This window comes from Glutamicibacter sp. MOO4, from assembly GCF_056934395.1.
The window spans coordinates 2,876,146-2,894,071 of the sequence record NZ_CM167800.1 but is presented as its reverse complement, the minus strand read 5'-3'; the positions used below and the strand labels follow the sequence as shown (position 1 = coordinate 2,894,071).

Annotated in this window: 15 protein-coding genes; 12 read left to right on the top strand and 3 right to left on the bottom strand. The window is 57.1% G+C overall.

Annotated elements, in window-relative coordinates; genetic code table 11:
- Positions 1 to 145: 145 nt before the first annotated feature.
- The 8 genes from iolC to AC1Z3F_RS13455 all read left to right on the top strand — a co-directional run bounded on the left by iolC (position 146) and on the right by AC1Z3F_RS13455 (position 10,451).
- Complete coding sequence (iolC, locus tag AC1Z3F_RS13490) at positions 146 to 1,138, top strand: 5-dehydro-2-deoxygluconokinase (RefSeq protein WP_483566040.1); 993 nt, start codon at positions 146 to 148, stop codon at positions 1,136 to 1,138.
- 2 nt (positions 1,139 to 1,140) lie between these two features.
- Positions 1,141 to 2,085: a Cgl0159 family (beta/alpha)8-fold protein gene (locus AC1Z3F_RS13485; RefSeq protein WP_483566039.1), complete on the top strand. Its 945-nt coding sequence runs from the start codon at positions 1,141 to 1,143 to the stop codon at positions 2,083 to 2,085.
- A gap of 14 nt (positions 2,086 to 2,099) precedes the next feature.
- Positions 2,100 to 4,031, top strand: coding sequence for a 3D-(3,5/4)-trihydroxycyclohexane-1,2-dione acylhydrolase (decyclizing) (gene iolD / locus AC1Z3F_RS13480; protein ID WP_483566969.1), 1,932 nt, complete (start codon positions 2,100 to 2,102; stop codon positions 4,029 to 4,031).
- Positions 4,032 to 4,072: 41 nt separating this feature from the next.
- Entirely contained in the window at positions 4,073 to 5,587 is a 1,515-nt protein-coding gene (locus AC1Z3F_RS13475) for a CoA-acylating methylmalonate-semialdehyde dehydrogenase (protein ID WP_483566038.1), read from the top strand.
- Between the two features lie 94 nt (positions 5,588 to 5,681).
- A complete protein-coding gene (locus AC1Z3F_RS13470; protein WP_483566037.1) occupies positions 5,682 to 6,602 on the top strand; it encodes a sugar phosphate isomerase/epimerase family protein in 921 nt (306 codons plus the stop codon).
- Between the two features lie 40 nt (positions 6,603 to 6,642).
- Positions 6,643 to 7,656, top strand: coding sequence for a Gfo/Idh/MocA family protein (locus AC1Z3F_RS13465; RefSeq protein ID WP_483566036.1), 1,014 nt, complete (start codon positions 6,643 to 6,645; stop codon positions 7,654 to 7,656).
- A gap of 7 nt (positions 7,657 to 7,663) precedes the next feature.
- Positions 7,664 to 8,548 (top strand): sugar phosphate isomerase/epimerase family protein, encoded by an 885-nt coding sequence (locus AC1Z3F_RS13460; RefSeq protein WP_483566035.1) that lies wholly within the window; start codon positions 7,664 to 7,666, stop codon positions 8,546 to 8,548.
- Between the two features lie 370 nt (positions 8,549 to 8,918).
- Positions 8,919 to 10,451, top strand: coding sequence for a sugar porter family MFS transporter (locus AC1Z3F_RS13455; protein ID WP_483566968.1), 1,533 nt, complete (start codon positions 8,919 to 8,921; stop codon positions 10,449 to 10,451).
- A gap of 78 nt (positions 10,452 to 10,529) precedes the next feature.
- Here the strand turns inward: AC1Z3F_RS13455 and AC1Z3F_RS13450 are convergent, their stop codons facing one another.
- Positions 10,530 to 11,531 (bottom strand): LacI family DNA-binding transcriptional regulator, encoded by a 1,002-nt coding sequence (locus tag AC1Z3F_RS13450; protein ID WP_483566034.1) that lies wholly within the window; start codon positions 11,529 to 11,531, stop codon positions 10,530 to 10,532.
- Positions 11,532 to 11,627: 96 nt separating this feature from the next.
- Here AC1Z3F_RS13450 and AC1Z3F_RS13445 point away from each other — a divergent pair, with 96 nt between their 5' ends.
- Positions 11,628 to 12,719, top strand: a complete 1,092-nt coding sequence (locus AC1Z3F_RS13445) for a Gfo/Idh/MocA family oxidoreductase (RefSeq protein WP_483566033.1) — start codon at positions 11,628 to 11,630, stop codon at positions 12,717 to 12,719.
- Entirely contained in the window at positions 12,716 to 13,507 is a 792-nt protein-coding gene (locus AC1Z3F_RS13440) for a TIM barrel protein (protein ID WP_483566032.1), read from the top strand. The genes AC1Z3F_RS13445 and AC1Z3F_RS13440 overlap by 4 nt, the downstream gene beginning before the upstream one ends.
- A gap of 67 nt (positions 13,508 to 13,574) precedes the next feature.
- On the opposite strand, the gene iolB is transcribed toward AC1Z3F_RS13440, so the two are convergent.
- Positions 13,575 to 14,477, bottom strand: coding sequence for a 5-deoxy-glucuronate isomerase (iolB, locus tag AC1Z3F_RS13435; protein WP_483566031.1), 903 nt, complete (start codon positions 14,475 to 14,477; stop codon positions 13,575 to 13,577).
- 31 nt (positions 14,478 to 14,508) lie between these two features.
- Positions 14,509 to 15,249 (bottom strand): GntR family transcriptional regulator, encoded by a 741-nt coding sequence (locus AC1Z3F_RS13430; protein WP_483566030.1) that lies wholly within the window; start codon positions 15,247 to 15,249, stop codon positions 14,509 to 14,511.
- Between the two features lie 374 nt (positions 15,250 to 15,623).
- On the opposite strand from AC1Z3F_RS13430, the gene AC1Z3F_RS13425 reads away from it, so the two are divergent.
- Together AC1Z3F_RS13425 and AC1Z3F_RS13420 are read left to right on the top strand one after the other, a co-directional pair.
- Positions 15,624 to 16,817 carry a Gfo/Idh/MocA family protein gene (locus AC1Z3F_RS13425; protein ID WP_483566029.1) on the top strand — a complete coding sequence of 398 codons (1,194 nt, stop codon included), beginning with the start codon at positions 15,624 to 15,626 and terminating at the stop codon, positions 16,815 to 16,817.
- Positions 16,818 to 16,837: 20 nt separating this feature from the next.
- The gene (locus AC1Z3F_RS13420; RefSeq protein ID WP_483566028.1) at positions 16,838 to 17,842 is read left to right on the top strand and encodes a LacI family DNA-binding transcriptional regulator; all 1,005 of its coding nucleotides are present in this window, start codon (positions 16,838 to 16,840) and stop codon (positions 17,840 to 17,842) included.
- Positions 17,843 to 17,926: the final 84 nt, after the last annotated feature.

Sequence of the window (17,926 nt, the reverse complement as noted above, 5' to 3'; positions counted from 1 at the left end):
CAAAGTTAACTTGTAAATATGTCAGTACAAACCTTTGACAGGCCAAAGGGTTTTGATGCAAAGTAATAACTGTGCTTCCCCTCACATCGAGAAAAAACGGAGCACCGGCATATAGAACTTCAAGCTCGAAAGGACGTCGATCCGCGTGAACTACGACGTACTGACCCTCGGACGCATCAGTGTTGATGTTTACCCGAACGACATCGGTGTCGGTCTTGCCGACGTGACCTCCTTCGGCAAGTACCTCGGTGGTTCCGCCACTAACGTCGCGGTAGCTGCTGCACAGCACGGACGTGCTGCCGGCGTGGTCACCAAGATTGGTGATGACGACTTTGGTACTTTTCTAGAACGTGAACTGGACCGCTACGGCGTGGACCGCACCCAGGTAACTCGCGATGAAACCCTGCAGACTCCGGTGACCTTCTGCGCAATCCTGCCACCAGATGATTTCCCACTGTACTTTTACGGTCGCTTCCCGATGGCTCCGGACTGGAACATCAATACCAGCGACATTGACCTTGAATCGGTCAAAAATTCCAAGATTTTCTGGAGCACCGTCACCGGTCTGAGCCGTGAACCATCACGCAGCGCACAGCTGGCAGCCTATGAAGCTCGGCCGGTCGAATCCCTGGGCGAAGGTCAGTTCACCATCTTGGATCTGGACTACCGCCCAATGTTCTGGGATTCGGTAGAACAGGCCCGTGAACAGGTCACCCAGGCTTTGGCCTCAGCAACCGTAGCCATCGGCAACGACACCGAATGCACGGTGGCCGTTGGCGCAGGAACCCCGGATGAACAAGCGGACCGCTTGCTGGACGCCGGTGTGCAGATTGCCGTCGTCAAGCTCGGCCCAGAAGGTGTGATGGCTAAAACCCGCACCGAACGTGTGGTCTCCGCACCGGTTCCGGTACAGACCGCCAACGGTCTGGGCGCGGGAGATTCCTTCGGTGGAGCCTTCTGCCACGGTTTACTCTCCGGATGGCCGCTAGAGCAGGTACTGGATTACGCCAACGCGGCCGGAGCCATTGTGGCTTCCAAGGTGGCCTGCTCCGATGCGATGCCTAACCCAGAAGAAGTTAACGCACTGCTGGCCGAGCGTGGCCGCACCGTCCCCACCTCCCAGAAAGACCTGGTCTAGTCATGCAACAGGCACCCGAGTTGAGCGTGGACCTTGAAGATCCACGCCGCTACGAATCCATCACCCGCCAGCAACTAGAAGATCCGGCATCAGTTCTTCGGGCAGCACAGCTACGCCAGAAGCACGCCGGCCCGGTACTGGGGCGACAGAATTTTATTATCGCTGCCGACCACCCGGCCCGCGGTGCCCTCTCGGTGGGCAAACGAGCCACCGCCATGGCAGACCGCCGCCAGCTCTTGGACCGACTGCAGATCGCCTTGCAGAACCCGGCTTGTGACGGTGTGCTCGCTTCGCCAGATATCCTCGATGACCTGCTGCTTCTTGGGGCACTAGAGGGCAAATTGGTCTTTGGATCAATGAACCGTGGCGGACTGACCGGCTTGGTGAACGAGATTGATGATCGCTTCACCGGACACAGCGCTGCGGCGCTGGCCGCACTGGGCGCTGATGGCGGCAAGATGCTCACCCGGATCAGCTACGAAGATCCGGACACCGTAAAAACGCTGCAAGCTACGGCCGACGCAATCTCCGACTTGGCCGAGCACCAGCTGGTGGCCATGGTGGAACCTTTCATCTCCAAACGGGTGGAGGGCAAGGTAGTCAACGACCTTCGCCCAGACGCCGTGATCAAGTCCATGGGCATTGCTTCCGGACTCGGGGCATCCAGCGCCTACACCTGGCTGAAGATTCCGGTGGTCCAGGAAATGGAACGCGTTATGGCCGCTACCACCTTGCCTACCGTATTACTTGGCGGGGACCCAGCCGGTCAACCGGACGAAATCTTCGCCTCGTGGCAAACGGCCCTAGCCCTACCTTCGGTGCAGGGACTGACCGTGGGACGAACCCTGCTCTATCCCGAAGACGGGGACGTAGCCGGCGCCGTGGCCACCGCCGCATCACTACTGAACAACAGCACAACTGCAGCAAACGCAGAAGGGCAAGCTTGATGACTACACGCACAATGACCGTCGCACAGGCAGTGGTGGAATTCCTCGGCCGCCAGTACACGGTGGATACCATTGGCGGAACTAAGTACCGCGAACGGCTGATTCCTGGCATGTTTGGCATTTTTGGTCACGGCAATGTTGCCGGCGTAGGCCAGGCACTGAAGCAGTGGCAGGCCAAGGATCCAAGCCTCATGCCTTACTACCAGGGCCGTAACGAGCAGGCACAGTCGCACCAGGCTGTTGCCTACGCACGGCACACCCGCCGCCGTGCCACCTACGCGGTATCCACGTCCATCGGCCCAGGTTCCTCCAACCTGCTCACCGGTGCCGCCCTAGCTACGGCTAACCGTTTGCCGGTGCTGTTGCTTCCTTCCGATACCTTTGCCACCCGCGCCGCGGATCCGGTTCTGCAGCAGTTGGAAATGCCTCACGGATATGACATCACCGTTAATGACGCTTTCCGTCCGCTGTCCAAGTACTTTGACCGTGTCACCCGTCCCGAGCAGCTAGCCAGCGCCCTACATCACGGACTGCGGGTGCTCACCGATCCGGCAGAAACCGGTGCGGTGACCATCTCGTTGCCTCAAGATGTGCAGGCCGAAGCTTTTGACTTCCCGGAAGAATTTTTTGCTGAACGTGAGTGGAAGATTCGTCGCCCAGAGCCTGAGGCGCAGGACATTGCCGAAGCAGCCAAGATGGTCCGTGCAGCCAAGCGCCCACTGATTGTTGCCGGTGGCGGAGTGCTCTATGCCTTTGCTACCGAGGAACTGGCCGCGTTCTGTGAAGCGACCGGTATCCCGGTCGGCAATACCCAGGCCGGAGTCGGTGTGCTGCCATGGGATTCGAAGTACTCACTGGGTGCTATCGGTTCCACCGGAACCACCGCAGCTAACGCATTGGCTGAACAGGCGGATCTGATCATTGGTATCGGCACCCGCTACGAAGACTTCACCACCGCCAGCCGCACCGCTTTCCAAAACCCTGACGTGAAGTTTGTGAACATCAACGTGGCCGCGCTTGATGCCTACAAGCACGGCACCGTTCTGCCAGTCGTGGCAGATGCTCGCAAGGCACTGATCGCACTGCGCGAAGCGCTGAGCGGATACCGCGTTGAGGGTGCTTTGGAAGTACAGACCGCCAGCGAAAAGCAGCGCTGGAATGCCACCGTTGATGAAGCCTTCGCCGAACGACTGAGCCCCTTGGTCAGCCAGAACGCGATCATTGGTGCAGTCAACGAAGCCATGGATTCACGCGACGTTGTAGTGTGCGCTGCGGGTTCCCTCCCCGGAGACCTGCACAAAATGTGGCGAGTGAGCGATCCGTTCGGCTACCACGTGGAGTACGGATTCTCCTGCATGGGCTACGAAATTGCCGGTGGGCTAGGAATTAAGCGTGCAGTGCAGGCCGAAACCGAGCGCGGGGATCAAGAAAACCGCGACGTGGTGGTCATGGTGGGCGACGGTTCCTACCTGATGATGCACACCGAGCTGGTCACCGCGGTGGCCGAGGGCCTGAAGGTCATCACCGTGCTCATTCAGAACCACGGTTATGCCTCCATCGGTGCACTCTCTGAGTCCTTGGGATCCCAGCGTTTCGGTACCAAATACCGCACCTTGGATTCTGCCAGCCACAGCTTTGATGAAGGCGAAACCCTGCCTATCGATCTGGCGACCAACGCCGAATCTTTGGGCGTCAAGGTCATCAGGATTACCCCTGGACCGGATGCCATCGATGATCTGTCTGCGGCCATCGCTAAGGCCAAGGCGGCACCCGAAGGCTCGGGCCCGATCCTGATTCACATCGAATCTGACCTGTACGCCGATGCACCATCGAGTGAATCGTGGTGGGATGTGCCGGTCAGCGAAGTTGCTGAACTTGAAAGCACCACCGAGGCCTACAAGAACTACACCAACAATAAATCTCGCCAAAAGCCCCTACTGGGCTAGCGCAGACACACCTTAAACCTCAAGACCAAAGGATCTAAGCAATGACTACTATCGCCACTGACGTCGCAGAAATCTTGCACTACATCAACGGTGTCCCATCGGCAGGAACCGGCACCCAGACCCAGCCGGTTTACAACCCAGCCACCGGTGAAATCACCGGCCAGCTACACCTGGCTAGCAGCGAGGACCTGGAGCAGGTTGTTGCGGCAGCTCGCACTGCGGCAGATAGCTGGGGCGAAGTTTCGATCGCCAAGCGCACCAAGATCATGTTCCGCTTCCAGCAGCTGCTCAGCGAGCACACCGATGAGCTGGCACGCATCATCACCAGCGAACACGGCAAGGTTCTTTCCGACGCCGCCGGTGAGATCGGCCGCGGATTGGAAGTAGTGGAGTTTGCCTGCGGTATCTCCCAGTCCCTGAAGGGTGACTACTCGGATCAGGTAGCCGGCGGAATTGATGTCTTCTCCTTCCGCCAGCCACTGGGTGTTGTTGCCGGTATTACTCCATTCAACTTCCCGGTCATGGTGCCATTGTGGATGGCTCCGGTAGCCATCGCCGCCGGTAACGCATTCATTCTGAAGCCATCCGAGCGTGACCCATCGGCTTCCATGCTGATTGCCGATCTGTTCAAGCAGGCAGGCCTGCCCGACGGTGTCTTCCAGGTACTGCACGGCGGCAAGGAAACCGTAGATGGTTTGCTAGCCCACCCAGAGGTCGATGGAATCTCCTTTGTTGGGTCCACTCCGATCGCCAAGTATGTACACGAGACCGCTACCAAGTACGGCAAGCGAGTACAGGCTTTGGGTGGCGCGAAGAACCACGCCGTAGTCATGCCAGATGCCGACATGGATTTGGCAGCAGATCACATCAACGCCGCTGCATTCGGTTCCGCCGGTCAGCGCTGCATGGCCATCTCCGTGGCTGTCGCCGTGGGTGAGGGAGCAGATGCTTTGGTCGATAAGTTGGCTGAGCGTGGCCGCGGAGTTAACGTCTCCCACGGTCTTGATGAGAAGGCAGATATGGGTCCGGTCATCACTCCGGCGTCCAAGTCACGCCTGCAGAAGATCGTCGGCGAGGCCGAGCAGGCCGGTGCAGCACTGGTCATCGACGGACGCGACCTGGTGGTCAAGGACCACGAAAACGGCTTCTTTGTTGGCCCAACCATCATCGACAAGGTTAACCGCGAAATGAGCGCCTACACCGAAGAAATCTTCGGCCCGGTACTGGTAGTTCTGCGCGTGGATAGCTTGGAAGAAGCCATTGAAGTAGTCAACGCCAACCCTTACGGTAACGGCACCGCGATCTTCACTTCCTCCGGAGCGCACGCCCGCACCTACACCCGACGCATCCAGGTGGGCATGGTGGGCGTGAACATTCCATTGCCAGTCCCAGTGGCTTGGCACTCCTTCGGTGGCTGGAAGGATTCGCTGTTCGGTGAGCACCACATCTTCGGCCCAGATGGTGTGCGTTTCTACACCCGAGGCAAGGCCGTGACGCAGCGTTGGCCAGAACCAACACAGCAGTCCACCGCCTCGTACAGCTTCCCTTCAAACTAGGTTTGCGCACACAAAAATAATTGTCCTTCGTGCCGATGCCGGCCAGTAATCGGTCGGCATCGGCACTGAGTATTGAAAGATTCTGGTTTATCCCATGGCACAAAACATCACCATCGGAACTGCACCGGACTCCTGGGGAGTCTGGTTTGCCGATGATCCAAAGCAGACCCCTTGGCAGCGCTTCCTTGATGAGGTGGCCGAGGCTGGTTACAAAACTATTGAACTGGGCCCGTACGGGTACCTGCCCACCGACCCCTCTCAGCTCGCTGACGAGTTGGCCGCTCGCGACCTCAACGTTTGCGCCGGTACCGTTTTCACCGCTTTTCACCGCGGGATCGACGGCAGCGCGAAGGCTTGGGAAGAAGCGTGGGAGCCAGCCCGTAAAGTAGCAGAGCTGACTGCCGCTGTGGGCGGTGAACATATGGTGGTGATTCCGGCGATGTGGCGTGATGACGTCACCGGGCAGGCACTAGAGTCTGGAACTCTGGACGCCGCCGCGTGGGATGCTCTGGCTAAGGGTCATGACCGGTTGGGCAAGATTCTGTTTGAAGAGTACGGCCTGAAGCAGCAGTTCCACTCTCACGCCGACTCACACGTTTGTGGTCAGCCGGATATCGAGAAGTTCCTTGAACTGACCGACCCGCAGTTCACCAACCTGTGCTTGGATACCGGTCACGCCGAATACGGTGGAGCTTCCAGCGTGGATCTGATCCGCCGCTTCCCGGAGCGCATCGGCTACCTGCACCTAAAGCAGATCAACCCTGACATTCTGGCTACGGTCCGTGAGCAGGACATGACTTGGGCTGCTGCCAACCTGGCCGGGGTTATGTGCGAGCCACCTTCCGGACTACCTGATCTCAACGAGGTCTTGAAGGAAGTTGAGAAGCTGGGCCGTCCGATCTTCGGCATTGTTGAGCAGGACATGTACCCGGTGGCTGACTTCTCGGTGCCACTACCTATTGCCACGCGCACCCGCGATTACCTGCTGAGCTGCGGCTCCCGTAGTCACGTCTAAGCAATCTTCACCTAAAAAAGAACTTTTGAAAGGACATACCGTGCCAGAAATCCTGCGCGTTGCCGTCGTCGGAGCCGGACGCATGGGCGCTGACCACATTCAGCGGATCCACCACCGTATTTCAGGGGCTGAAGTGGCCGCTGTTGTTGATATCGACACTGACCGTGTGAATGCTGCCATTGAAGGCATCCCGGGTGCCAAGGGCTACACCGACTTGGCTGCTGCGCTCGCCGATGGCGACGTTAACGCGGTACTGCTGGCCACCCCGGGCTTCCTGCACCACGATGCACTGCTGAAGGTGCTGGAAGCGGATATCCCGGTGTTGTGCGAAAAGCCGCTGACCCCGGATGCTGCATCCTCGTGGGAAATCGTCGAGGCCGAGGCGAAGCTGGGCCGCCAGCGCATCCAGGTGGGCTTCATGCGCCGCTTCGACGCCGAGTACAAGCAGCTGCGCGAGCTGATCGAGAACCAGGGCCTGGGCGAACTGCTGGTGCTGCACCACCAGCACCGCAACCCGAACACACCTGAGGGTTTCACCAACGAGATGCTGATCAACGACTCGGTGGTGCACGAATTCGACGCCATCCGCTTCTTCACCGGCGAGGAAATCACCTCGGTGCAGGTGCGTTTGGGCAAGGCCACCCGCAATGCCCCGAATGGTCAGCATGATCCTCAGCATGTGTTGATCGAAACCTCGTCAGGGGTATTGGCCGACGTGGAGATCTACGTCAACGCAAAGTTTGGCTACGAGGTAGCAACACAAGCGTCCTTTGAAGACGGCATTGTCTCCATCGGCAATGACGCTGGCCCTTATGTCCGAACCGCAGGTCAGTGGGGCGGAAAGATTACCCCTGGCTTTGAAGAACGTTTTGGTGCCGCCTACGACACCGAGATTCAGTCGTGGGTTGATGCTGCGTTGGTTGGTGAGCTTGGCGGTCCTAGTGCATGGGATGGCTACGCTACTGCGGCCTGCTGCGAAGCAGGCGTTGAAGCCCAAGGCTCAGGCCAGAAGGTAGAAGTTAAGCTGAACTCCAAGCCGGATCTCTACAACTAGGGGCATCATGAAATATGCATTGGACCCAACTCCATTTCATTCCACGCACTCGGTGCTGGAATTCCCGAAGCTGGCCGCGGACCTAGGCTATGACTACATTCAGCTGACCCCGCATGCGGATATCATTCCATTTTTCACTCATCCAAAAGCGGATGATGACTTAGTGGCGAAGTTAGCGGTGGAATGCAAAAACACGGGTGTTGGGATTGCGTCAGTATTGCCGGTGCTGCGCTGGTCCTCGCCCGATGAGAACCTGCGCCAAACTGCGGTGCGGTATTGGAAGCGTGCCATCCAGATTGCCGTTGATTTGGGTGTGAATCAGATGAACACTGAGTTCACTGGACGTCCTGAACGTGCGGAAGAATCCGAGGCTGCGTTCTATCGTTCCATGGAGGAGATCGTACCGATCCTTGAGCGCGAAGGTATCAACGTAGCCATTGACCCGCATCCGGATGACTTTGTGGAAGAGGGCTTGGCTGCCTGGCGAGTGATCCGTGGGGTCAATTCGCCGAACCTGTCCTTTGTGTATGTGGCTTCGCATTCCTTCCATATGAAGGATGAGCCGTTGGAGATCATGAAGACGGTGGGGGACCGGCTTCGTGTGGTTCACGTGGCTGACACGATGAATCACCATGCCTCGCACGGTCTGCGCTACATCACCAATCCTCCGGGCAATGCGGTGCGTGTGCACCAGCACCTGAAAATTGGTGATGGTGATGTGAATTGGGATGAGTTCTTCTCTGGCCTGGTGGACAACGGGTTTACCGACCGCGAGGACAGCGTCATGGTCTCTAGCGTTTTTGCTGAGAACGAGAACGCCATTGAAGTCTCCAAGTACCAGCTGGAGCAGATGCGTGCCCGAGTCGCTGCCGCCCAGTCGGCACGTTCATAAGGCGATGTCTTACGTATAGAGAAGTGCTCTCATGACATGAACCGAACCTATAACAGGTTCGGTTCATGTCATTTAACTGACGTCTGAAACGGTGTCAAAGAGTGAATGGCACTTGCACAACTCAATGTTGACCAGTGTCTGTTCAGTGCATGAGTAGCGCTGGTGGAGATGGGAACAGCTACGAGTGAGTATTTGTTAGGACAAATAGGCGTAAAAGCTTGCTCGTCCAACACTGATGACGTATTGTCCTTACATAAGGGCTGTGAAGCCCATCACTTTCAGTTTATATGGCAGGGACCAAGATGATGCGAAGCAGCACCTTGCCAGAGCGAGCGAAGGGGGTTGGATCATCGATGATCCGACGGCCGAGATTAGGTCGGCTAATCCTTCGCTTGAGCAAACCAAAGGAGTTTTCATGTCCAGTGCGCAAGCTTCATCCACCGCGCCGAGTCTTCCGCCCCTGACTAAGGGGCCACATTCAAAACGACTCGGCTTGATTTCCATTGTTGCCTGCTTCGGCGGACTGCTTTTTGGTTACGACACCGGCGTAGCCAACGGTGCCGAAGGCCCAATGGCAGCAGAGCTAGGGCTTAGCCTTTTCCAAGTCGGTATTGTCATTAGCTCGTTGGTCTTCGCTGCCGCTCTTGGTGCGCTGGCCTGCGGTCGCATCGCCGATGCCGTGGGACGCCGCCGCGTCATCATGGCGCTTGCAGGGATGTTCCTCTGCGGAACGCTCTTGGTTGTTTTATCGCCGGCGTCCGCCGACTATGGCACGTTCTCACCACTGGGCTTTGCGGTGTTGGTTTCTGGCCGCATCTTGCTCGGTCTGGCAGTTGGCGGTGCCTCAACGGTGGTCCCGGTTTACTTAGCAGAACTTGCCCCGTACGAAATCCGTGGCTCGATCACCGGCCGCAATGAGCTGGCCATCGTCATCGGACAGCTATCGGCCTTTGTGGTTAACGCGATCCTCGCTGTGACCCTGGGGCATGTGGATGGCATCTGGCGCATCATGTTTGCGGTGTGCGCGGTGCCAGCGGTTGCACTATTCTTCGGAATGTTGCGCATGCCGGAATCACCTCGTTGGTTGGTTGAAAAGCGTCGTTACGCTGAAGCCTTGCGCATTCTCAAAACGGTCCGTTCACCTGAACGTGCATTGGCCGAGGTCCACGAGGTGGAAGTTATCGCCGAGCGGGAAAAGAAGGAAAATAAGCAGGTTGGCTGGAAAGCCATCATGGAAAACAAATGGCTGCGACGCATTCTGCTGATCGGCATCGGCGTCGGTATGGCCCAGCAGCTCACTGGTATCAACTCGATCATGTACTACGGCACCCGCGTGCTTGAAGAGTCGGGCATGACTGCAGAACAGGCTGTCTTGGCGAACATCGCATTCGGTGCGGTAGCCGTTATTGGTGGCGTGATTGCGCTACGCAATATGGATCTGATCGACCGCCGAAAGACTTTTGTGATCGGTTTGTCGCTCACCACCATCTGTCACCTGCTGGTCGCGTTTGCTGGAATGCTACTTCCTGTTGGAAACCCCGCAAGGCCAATCGTGATCATGATCCTTGTAGTGGCATTCGTGCTCTCGATGCAGACTTTCTTAAACGTCGCAGTATGGGTCTGGCTAGCTGAAGTCTTCCCACTACACATGCGTGGTCTGGGTATTGGAATCTCGGTGTTCTTTGTCTGGATTACCAACGGCTTCCTGGCCCTCTACTTCCCTACCTTGATTTCAGGGGTCGGGATCACCGGCTCATTCTTCCTCTTTGCTGGCATTGGCGTCGTAGCGTTGATCTTCGTAGCCACTCAGGTTCCCGAAACCCGGGGACGCTCGCTGGAAGACCTGGAGGAGGATGTCTCCACAGGCGCTATTTATCTGGTCAAAGCGCAGGCGGACGGATAATCCTGAACTGACTTTTGCGAGATAACTAAAACCAAGCCCGTCACCAAAATTCGTTACAGGTGGCGGGCTTGAGTACTGCTAAGACTGACTCGCTCCAGTGCTACCCCGAACCACCAGTTGCGAAACATGGGTGCTGGATTTGCCCGGAGCGTTGAGCGCTGCCTGAATGGCTGCTTCAGCCAAGGCCGTGATGTCTTGGCGGACGCTTGTTAGATCCGCATGGCCAAGTCGGGCAAACTCGCTATCGTCATATCCGGCGAGACTCATTTGCTGGGGAACGTTGATGCCCGATTTATCTAGAGCCTGTCGCGCGCCAAGAGCGGCGCGGTCATTAAACGCCAGAACCGCGCTGGCCCGTTGACTTGGCTCGGTAGTCTCTAAGTACTTGCGGAGCACTTGAAAGCTTGTGGCGTCATCCGCGCCGGCTGAAAGAACTTGTCCTTGAACCTTGGCACTTGCCACGGCGGTTACAAAAGCTTCGCGACGCTGCTGGGCAGCAACTGCGGGTCCGCCGTCTAAATGGAGTAAGTGAGTATGTCCCAGCGACACTAGGTGCTCAACTAACTGCTTCACACCAGCAGCTTCGTCCGTGCTGATGGATGGGATTCCCCTGACCTTGCGAAACAGGCTGATCACCGGAAGCTGTTTGGATATGCGCGCCAACTCAGCAGAAGGTAATTCAGGGAAAATACCAATCACTGCCTCAACACCTGCGTCGATCAGGGTATTAAGAACTCGTCGCTCGTCGCGATGTTTACCGGTGGCTCCAAGGATAATTTCAAAGCCAGCTTGATCGGCCAAGGCAAAGAGGGCATCGGCTAGTGCTGCGTGTACGGGCTCGCCCAGTGAGAGCGCCAATCCCAGCGTTCTGCTCCGGCTGCTGCGTAGCGATCGGGCGCGTGAATCAGGTCGGTACCCGAGGTCTGCGGCTACCTGTTTGACCTTGGCTCGTGATTCTTCGCTAGCCCCTTCGGCGTCCCGCATGACAATCGAGGCCAAAGCAACCGATACGCCGGAAGCGCGGGCGACATCCGTAAGCGTTGGGCGTTTGGATGGCCGTGATGCGGAGTTTGAGGGCATTGGTGAAACTTTCTTCTAGAACGTTATAGACACCTGCTATCTAGTGTGCCATGATTTTTCTGAACACCACATCTAGAACGTTCTAGGAGAATCTTCATGGCTTACCAATCATTGCCAGAAACCGTTGCCCAGCCATTGCGTATTGCCGTCATTGGCACCGGCTGGATCGGCGCATTCCACGCCCGCACCGTGGCACAGTACCTGCCCGACGCACAGCTGCATGTTGTTGCTGATCCTGCACCAGGACGCGCTGCACAATTGGCCGCGGAACTTGGCTGCACCAACTACACCGAAGACATCGCCGACGTTTTTGCTGACGAAACCGTGGATGCCGTGGTCATCGGTGCACCTTCAAGCTTCCATGCGTCCCTGATCGCTCAGGCCGCTGCGGCTGGCAAACACATTTTCTGCGAGAAGCCAGCAGCCCACGCATTGGCTGACCTTGATAGCGCACTGCAGGCCGTCGAGGACGCGGGCGTCTTGCTGCAGATCGGCTTCAATCGACGCTTCTCGCAGGACTTTGCCGCCGCCGCAGAACAGGTTAATTCCGGTGCTATTGGCACCCCGCAGCTCTTGCGTTCGCTGACCCGTGACCCAGAAGTGGCCGGGGGATTGCCTAATGCCGCAAAGATCCGCTCCCACGTGATTTTCACCGAGACGTTGATCCACGATTTTGACACCCTGAACTGGTTGAACCCGGGTGCCGAGGTCGTAGAAGTCCATGTCATGGCCGATGCCTTGGTTGCACCAGAGCACCGTGACACCGGATTGTTGGACACCGCGGTGGTCACCATGCGCTACTCCAACGGTGCGATCGCTGTGGCTGAAGCGAACTTTTCGGCCAGCTACGGCTATGACGTCCGTGGAGAAGTATTCGGCTCCAAGGGCATGGTTCAGGCAGGCAATCCGGTACAGGTGGCAGCTTCGAGCTTCGACGCACAAGGTGCCCACGCTCCGACCGAGCGCCTGAACATTGAACTCTTCGCTCAGGCCTACCGTGATCAGCTGTCGATCTTCACCCGCAAGATCCGCGGCTTGCGCGAAGGCACTGCCGATGCGGCCCTGGCTGTGCCAACGGGCACCGATGCTCGTGCGGCCCTGCGTGTAGCGTTGGCCGCGCTGGAGTCTTCCGAAACCGGGCTACCGGTCAAGCTTGAGTCAGCAACTCGACTTGCGGTGAACGCATGAGCGCACAGCTAGCAGTCTGCGCGGAAATGGTCTTCCTGGACCTACCACTGCTGGAGCGGGTCAAAAAACTAGACGAAGCCGGCTTTGAAATTGAACTCTGGGATATCCGAGATAAAGACCTTTCAGCCCTAGCGGCCACCGGTGCTCGCTTCGGCTCCATGACAGGCTACAGCGAAGGTAGCTTGTGCGATGCAAGCAGTGCGCACGAAGTAGTACGCACCGCCAAAGAATTGATCCCCGCGGCCAAACAACTAGGCATCAATCGTCTGGTGGTGCACCCGGCCCAGCTCGTTGACGGCCAAGCAGCAACCCCACGGTTCCGGACTACTGGTGACATGTGGTTGACCGCAGTGAAAACCCTAGAAGAATTGGGATGTCTGGGTGCGGAGCACAACGTGACGTTTATGCTGGAGAATCTAAATACGATTCTTGATCACCCCGGCATCCCGCTGGGGCGAGCTAAAGACACGTTGGCACTGGTCAAGGCCGTTGATCACCCGAACGTCAAGATGATGCTTGATCTCTACCATGCACAAATTGGCGAGGGAAACCTCATCGAACTGGTGCGTGCGGCCAGCCCATATATTGGCGAGATCCAGGTTGCCGACGTTCCAGGGCGCTGCGAGCCTGGCACCGGGGAGATCAATTATCGAGCCGTAGCCAAGGCCCTTGCCGAGCTAGGGTATTCCGGCCCAATCGGCATGGAAGCCTATGCCAGTGCGGATTCCCAAGGCGCTCTTGCGGCTTTCGCCCAAGCCTTTGAACCACTGGTGCAGCACACCAGCTAATAGTCAGAACAAAGCGGCGGCTACCGGGACAACCGGTAACCGCCGCTTTGCTGTGTGTCTTTGTGGACTACGCCGTGGGGCCAAAGGGCAGGCGTGGATCCATGCTCTGGGAGTCCCAGGTCTGACGGATCCAGCCGTGGTGTGGGTCATCGCTGATGAGCCAGTCTCGGACTCGTCCGGGCCCGGCCATAACGTTCAAGTAGTAGAGGTCGTAACCAGGGGCCGCCATCGCCGGACCGTGCCAGCCATAGGGAACCAACACCACATCGCCGGTGCGAACCTCTGCATTAACGTCGATGGGACGTTCGTCCGATGCGTAAACGCGGGCATATCCAACGGGATCGGTGTCCTGTGAGGCGGGCATATCTCGGGCTAGCTGAGTCTCGAAGTAGTAGATCTCCTCGAGGCTAGTCTCGCCCTCTTTTTCCTCATCATGCTTATGTGGAGGGTAGGAAGACCAGTTGCCGGCCGGGGTGATAACTTCACAAACAATGAATCGGTCCGCTTCCAGGGCCGCTGGAGTTCCGAAGTTGTGAACCTGACGGGAGCAATTGCCAGCTCCGCGCAGTTCCACCGGAGTCTGCTCAGCCTTGATCAAACGTGTTGGGTAGGACTCTTTGGCTGGGGCCAGGGTGATGGCCACGCGGCCACCCTGCGGTGCGTTGATACTCAACGCCGTATTAATGCCTGTGTAGAGCACATCTGCGGGGCCCTCGAATACCGAGGCGCGACCGGTAAGAACATGATCCTCGCCGTCAATGCTGACCGTGAATGACTCACCGGAGAGTGGAACCACGATGCGTTCTTCGCCCGCGGCCTCCAACCGGATGGTTTGACCGACAGCCAGCTCGGTCACCTTGAGCCCAGTATGGGCCCAACCGTCAACGCGCGTGGTGGAGTCATGGGCACCAAGTGAGATGCTCCATTCTCCATCGGTGGCAGAGCCTGCAGGGTAGATCCAGTCGGTCATTCGTAGTCCTTTCGACGGCGGTGTCAGGTGCTTAGCGTTGCACCAAGGTCATTTCAAAGCTGTATGCGTCAGCGCGGTAGACGTGAGACCCCGTCTCAACGTTGCGACCAGTGTCATCAACAGCCGTGCGCTGCATGGTGACTAGGGCTGATCCTGCCTCGGCATCCAAGGCTTTCGCTTGGATATCATCGGCAATAGTTGCACCGATGCGCTGTTGTGCGAGTCGGAAATTAACACCCGCATCACGCAAGAGTTCGTAGAGGCCGTGGGTGCGCAGTGACTTTTCGTCAAGCTCAACAATGTCGTCGCGTACCCAGTTTTCCATCAAGGCCAGTGGGCTCCCGCCGGCCGAACGCAGACGGGTGAAGTGATAGACCGAAACATCCTTGGGCAAGGAGAGCAATTCCTGGATCTGCTCCGGAGCCGGAATGTGTTCAAAGCTGAGCAGGGTGGTGGAAGGCTTCTTCCCGGCGCGCTGAAGGTCATCATTCAAGCTCGAAAGTTCAAGGTGCCTACGGATCTGGCTGGAGACAACCTGTGTTCCCACGCCACGTTTGCGCACCAAGAGTCCGGACTGGACGAGGTCATCCATGGCCTTGCGAATGGTGGGGCGAGATAGTCGCAATCGCTGGGCCAGCTCAATTTCGTTTTCTAGTCGAGTGCCCGAGGCGAGAGAACCATCGCGAATGGCGCCTTCGATGCCCTGCGCTACCTGGTGGTAGAGGGGGATCGGTGAAGATCGATCGATCTTGATGCTCAGTGGTGTGCTCACAATTGCTCCTTGTCGGCGACCTTGTGGTTATATGTCGCTTTGACAGGACAAACTATATAGGAAAGTTGAGCCTTTGGGCATCCCTTGAGTGAAAATCCGCGTGATCTAAAGCTTTGGCCCGCTTCCGTGCCAACACCTGCCTCCCAATCAAGCGTAGATCCTTAGGTCAAGAAGTGGTCTATGACTAGGGATTTTGGACATTAACGTTCGCTTGTCCAATTGTCCTGACAAGAAATCTTTCAAAAATCGTTGCCTGCGAATCAAAAGGGAACATATGGTTTTTGGAACGGTCCAAAAATGGAAGCCCGTCGAGGCACCACGAACATTTCGGCGTACGTCGTCACAGCACGTCGCCAAAGATGGAGGAGAAGATCATGAACGAACAGCGCACCATAGGAGTTGGGCTGATTTCGGTGGGATGGATGGGGAAGCTGCATGCTCGCGCGTACAGTTCCGTTCCCTATGTATATCCGGAGTTGGGTATCAAACCACGGTTGATCGTTGCTGCGGATACCGAGCAATCACGGGTGGACTACGCGGTGGACACCCTTGGCTTTGAACGAGGAACGTTGGATTATCACGAGGTACTGGCCGATCCCGAGGTAGACGTGGTGTCCATCTGTGCACCCAACTTCCTGCATGCGCAGATGGCCATCGCCGCGGCCGAGGCAGGCAAGCATTTTTGGATCGAAAAACCAGCCGGCCGAAGCCTGGCTGAAACGCAGTCTATTCAAGAAGCGGTAGACCGCAACGGCGTCGAAACTTCCGTTGGATTCAATTACCGTCATGCCCCTGCCATCGAACGGGCTCGAGAATTGGTGCGCGATGGTCGGCTGGGTGAAATCACCAACGTTCGCGCAAGCTTCCTTGCTGGCTATGCAGCTGATCCGCGGGCGGCATTATCCTGGCGATTCAACCGAGAGCTTGCCGGCAGTGGCGTGCTCGCCGACCTATTTAGCCATGCGGCGGACCTGTGCAGTCATGTTGTGGGTTCCATCCAGAGCATTTCGGCCTCAACCAATGTCATGATTCCCTCCAGGCCAAAACTGTCGATGGGTCAAGGAACGCACTTTGATCTGATTGAAGGCGGTGAGATGGGTGAGGTGGAAAACGAAGATTATGCTGCAGCACTTGTTCGGTTTACTCCAGGGGGCCTCGCGCAGCGCGCCATCGGAACCATCGAAGCCTCCCGTGTAGCTGTGGGCCCACAGTGCGGTTATCGTTTGGAAATCTATGGAACTGAAGGCTCGGTTAAATGGGACTTTGAACGCATGAATGAACTTGAGGTGGTTCTTGGTCGAGGCAATGAAGAGCAGGGGTTCACCACGGTGATTGGTTCGCCAAAGCATGGAGAGTATTCGCGGTTCCAGCCTGGCCCGGGCAATGCCATGGGCTTTGATGACCTGAAAATTATCGAAGCCAAGAAGTTCCTTGTAGCAGTGTGCGGAGGGGGGAAAACTAACTCCACCATTGCTGATGCCGTGGCCGTGGCCGCCCTTGTTGATGCTGCAGAAATTTCCGCGTCCACCGGCCAGTGGCAACAAATGGGCCAATCAGTGCAGGGCTAGAAGGGGTAATACTAACTGCCATGTCGCAGACGCCAAGTTCTCGCCCAACGATCCGTGATGTCGCCAAGCATGCAGGGGTTTCTAAGTCCCTCGTATCCTTGGTGCTCTCGGATCCGAGCAAGGTCAGTTCACTACGGCGCTCAAGGGTTGAAGATTCAATTCGTGAGCTCGGCTATCAACCCAATTTGGCCGCCCGTTCCTTGGTCTCCGAAAACCGTCATGCCATTGGTGTGGTCTTGGGTGAACTGCATAACCCGTGGGTGCTCGAAGTTGCTGAGGTGGTGCGCGAGCAGTTGCAGGCCGCAGGGTTTGATGTGTTGTTCAGCGCCGCCGCCATTCATGACGGACAAGGCATTGGCCCGGCGGAACTGCAAGCGCTACGCGATTTGAGAGTCAGCGGAATCCTCGTTGTGGGTTCCGCTGACGATGCGGTGAGCTTTGAATCTGTACTCGGTGAAACACCTGCGGTATTTGTTGGTAGTGGGCGCGAGCCGCAAGCGAATACCGCAGTGGTCTCCGTTGATGATGCGCAAGGGATTGGCTTGGTGATAGACCACTTGGTGAGTCGTGGTTGTGCGCAGATTACCCATATTTCAGGTGGTGCTGGTCCAGTGGCGGCATTGCGCGAATCTGCCTATCATCGGGCCATGCAACGGCATGGGCTGCGTCAGCACGTGCAAGTAGTTGAAGCTGGCCCGAGTCTTCAATCTGGATACGAATCCGTGCGGCAGATGCTGGCTTCTGGTGCGCGGCCTGATGCGCTGGCTTGCTTCAATGATTTGTGTGCCTTTGGTGCGATTCAGGCTTTGGATGAGGCCGGCGTAGCTGCTGCGGTGACCGGCTATGACAATATTTCTTTGTCATCATTGAAAAGAATTTCACTAACTAGCGTCGACTCGGATTTTCAAGATATGGGCCGCAGTAGTGCCCGTCTCTTGCTTCAGTTAATGCGCAATCCACACGGAAAATTCTCACGTCAGTTGATGATTTCTCCGCGACTTATCGTGCGATCTTCCTCGAAGTAGCAACGCCGAAATCGCTTCCTTTCCGGTGTTGAGCCGAGGTGTTTGGTGGAGTCCAATCTCGTAATCACATCCTTATGTCTTTAC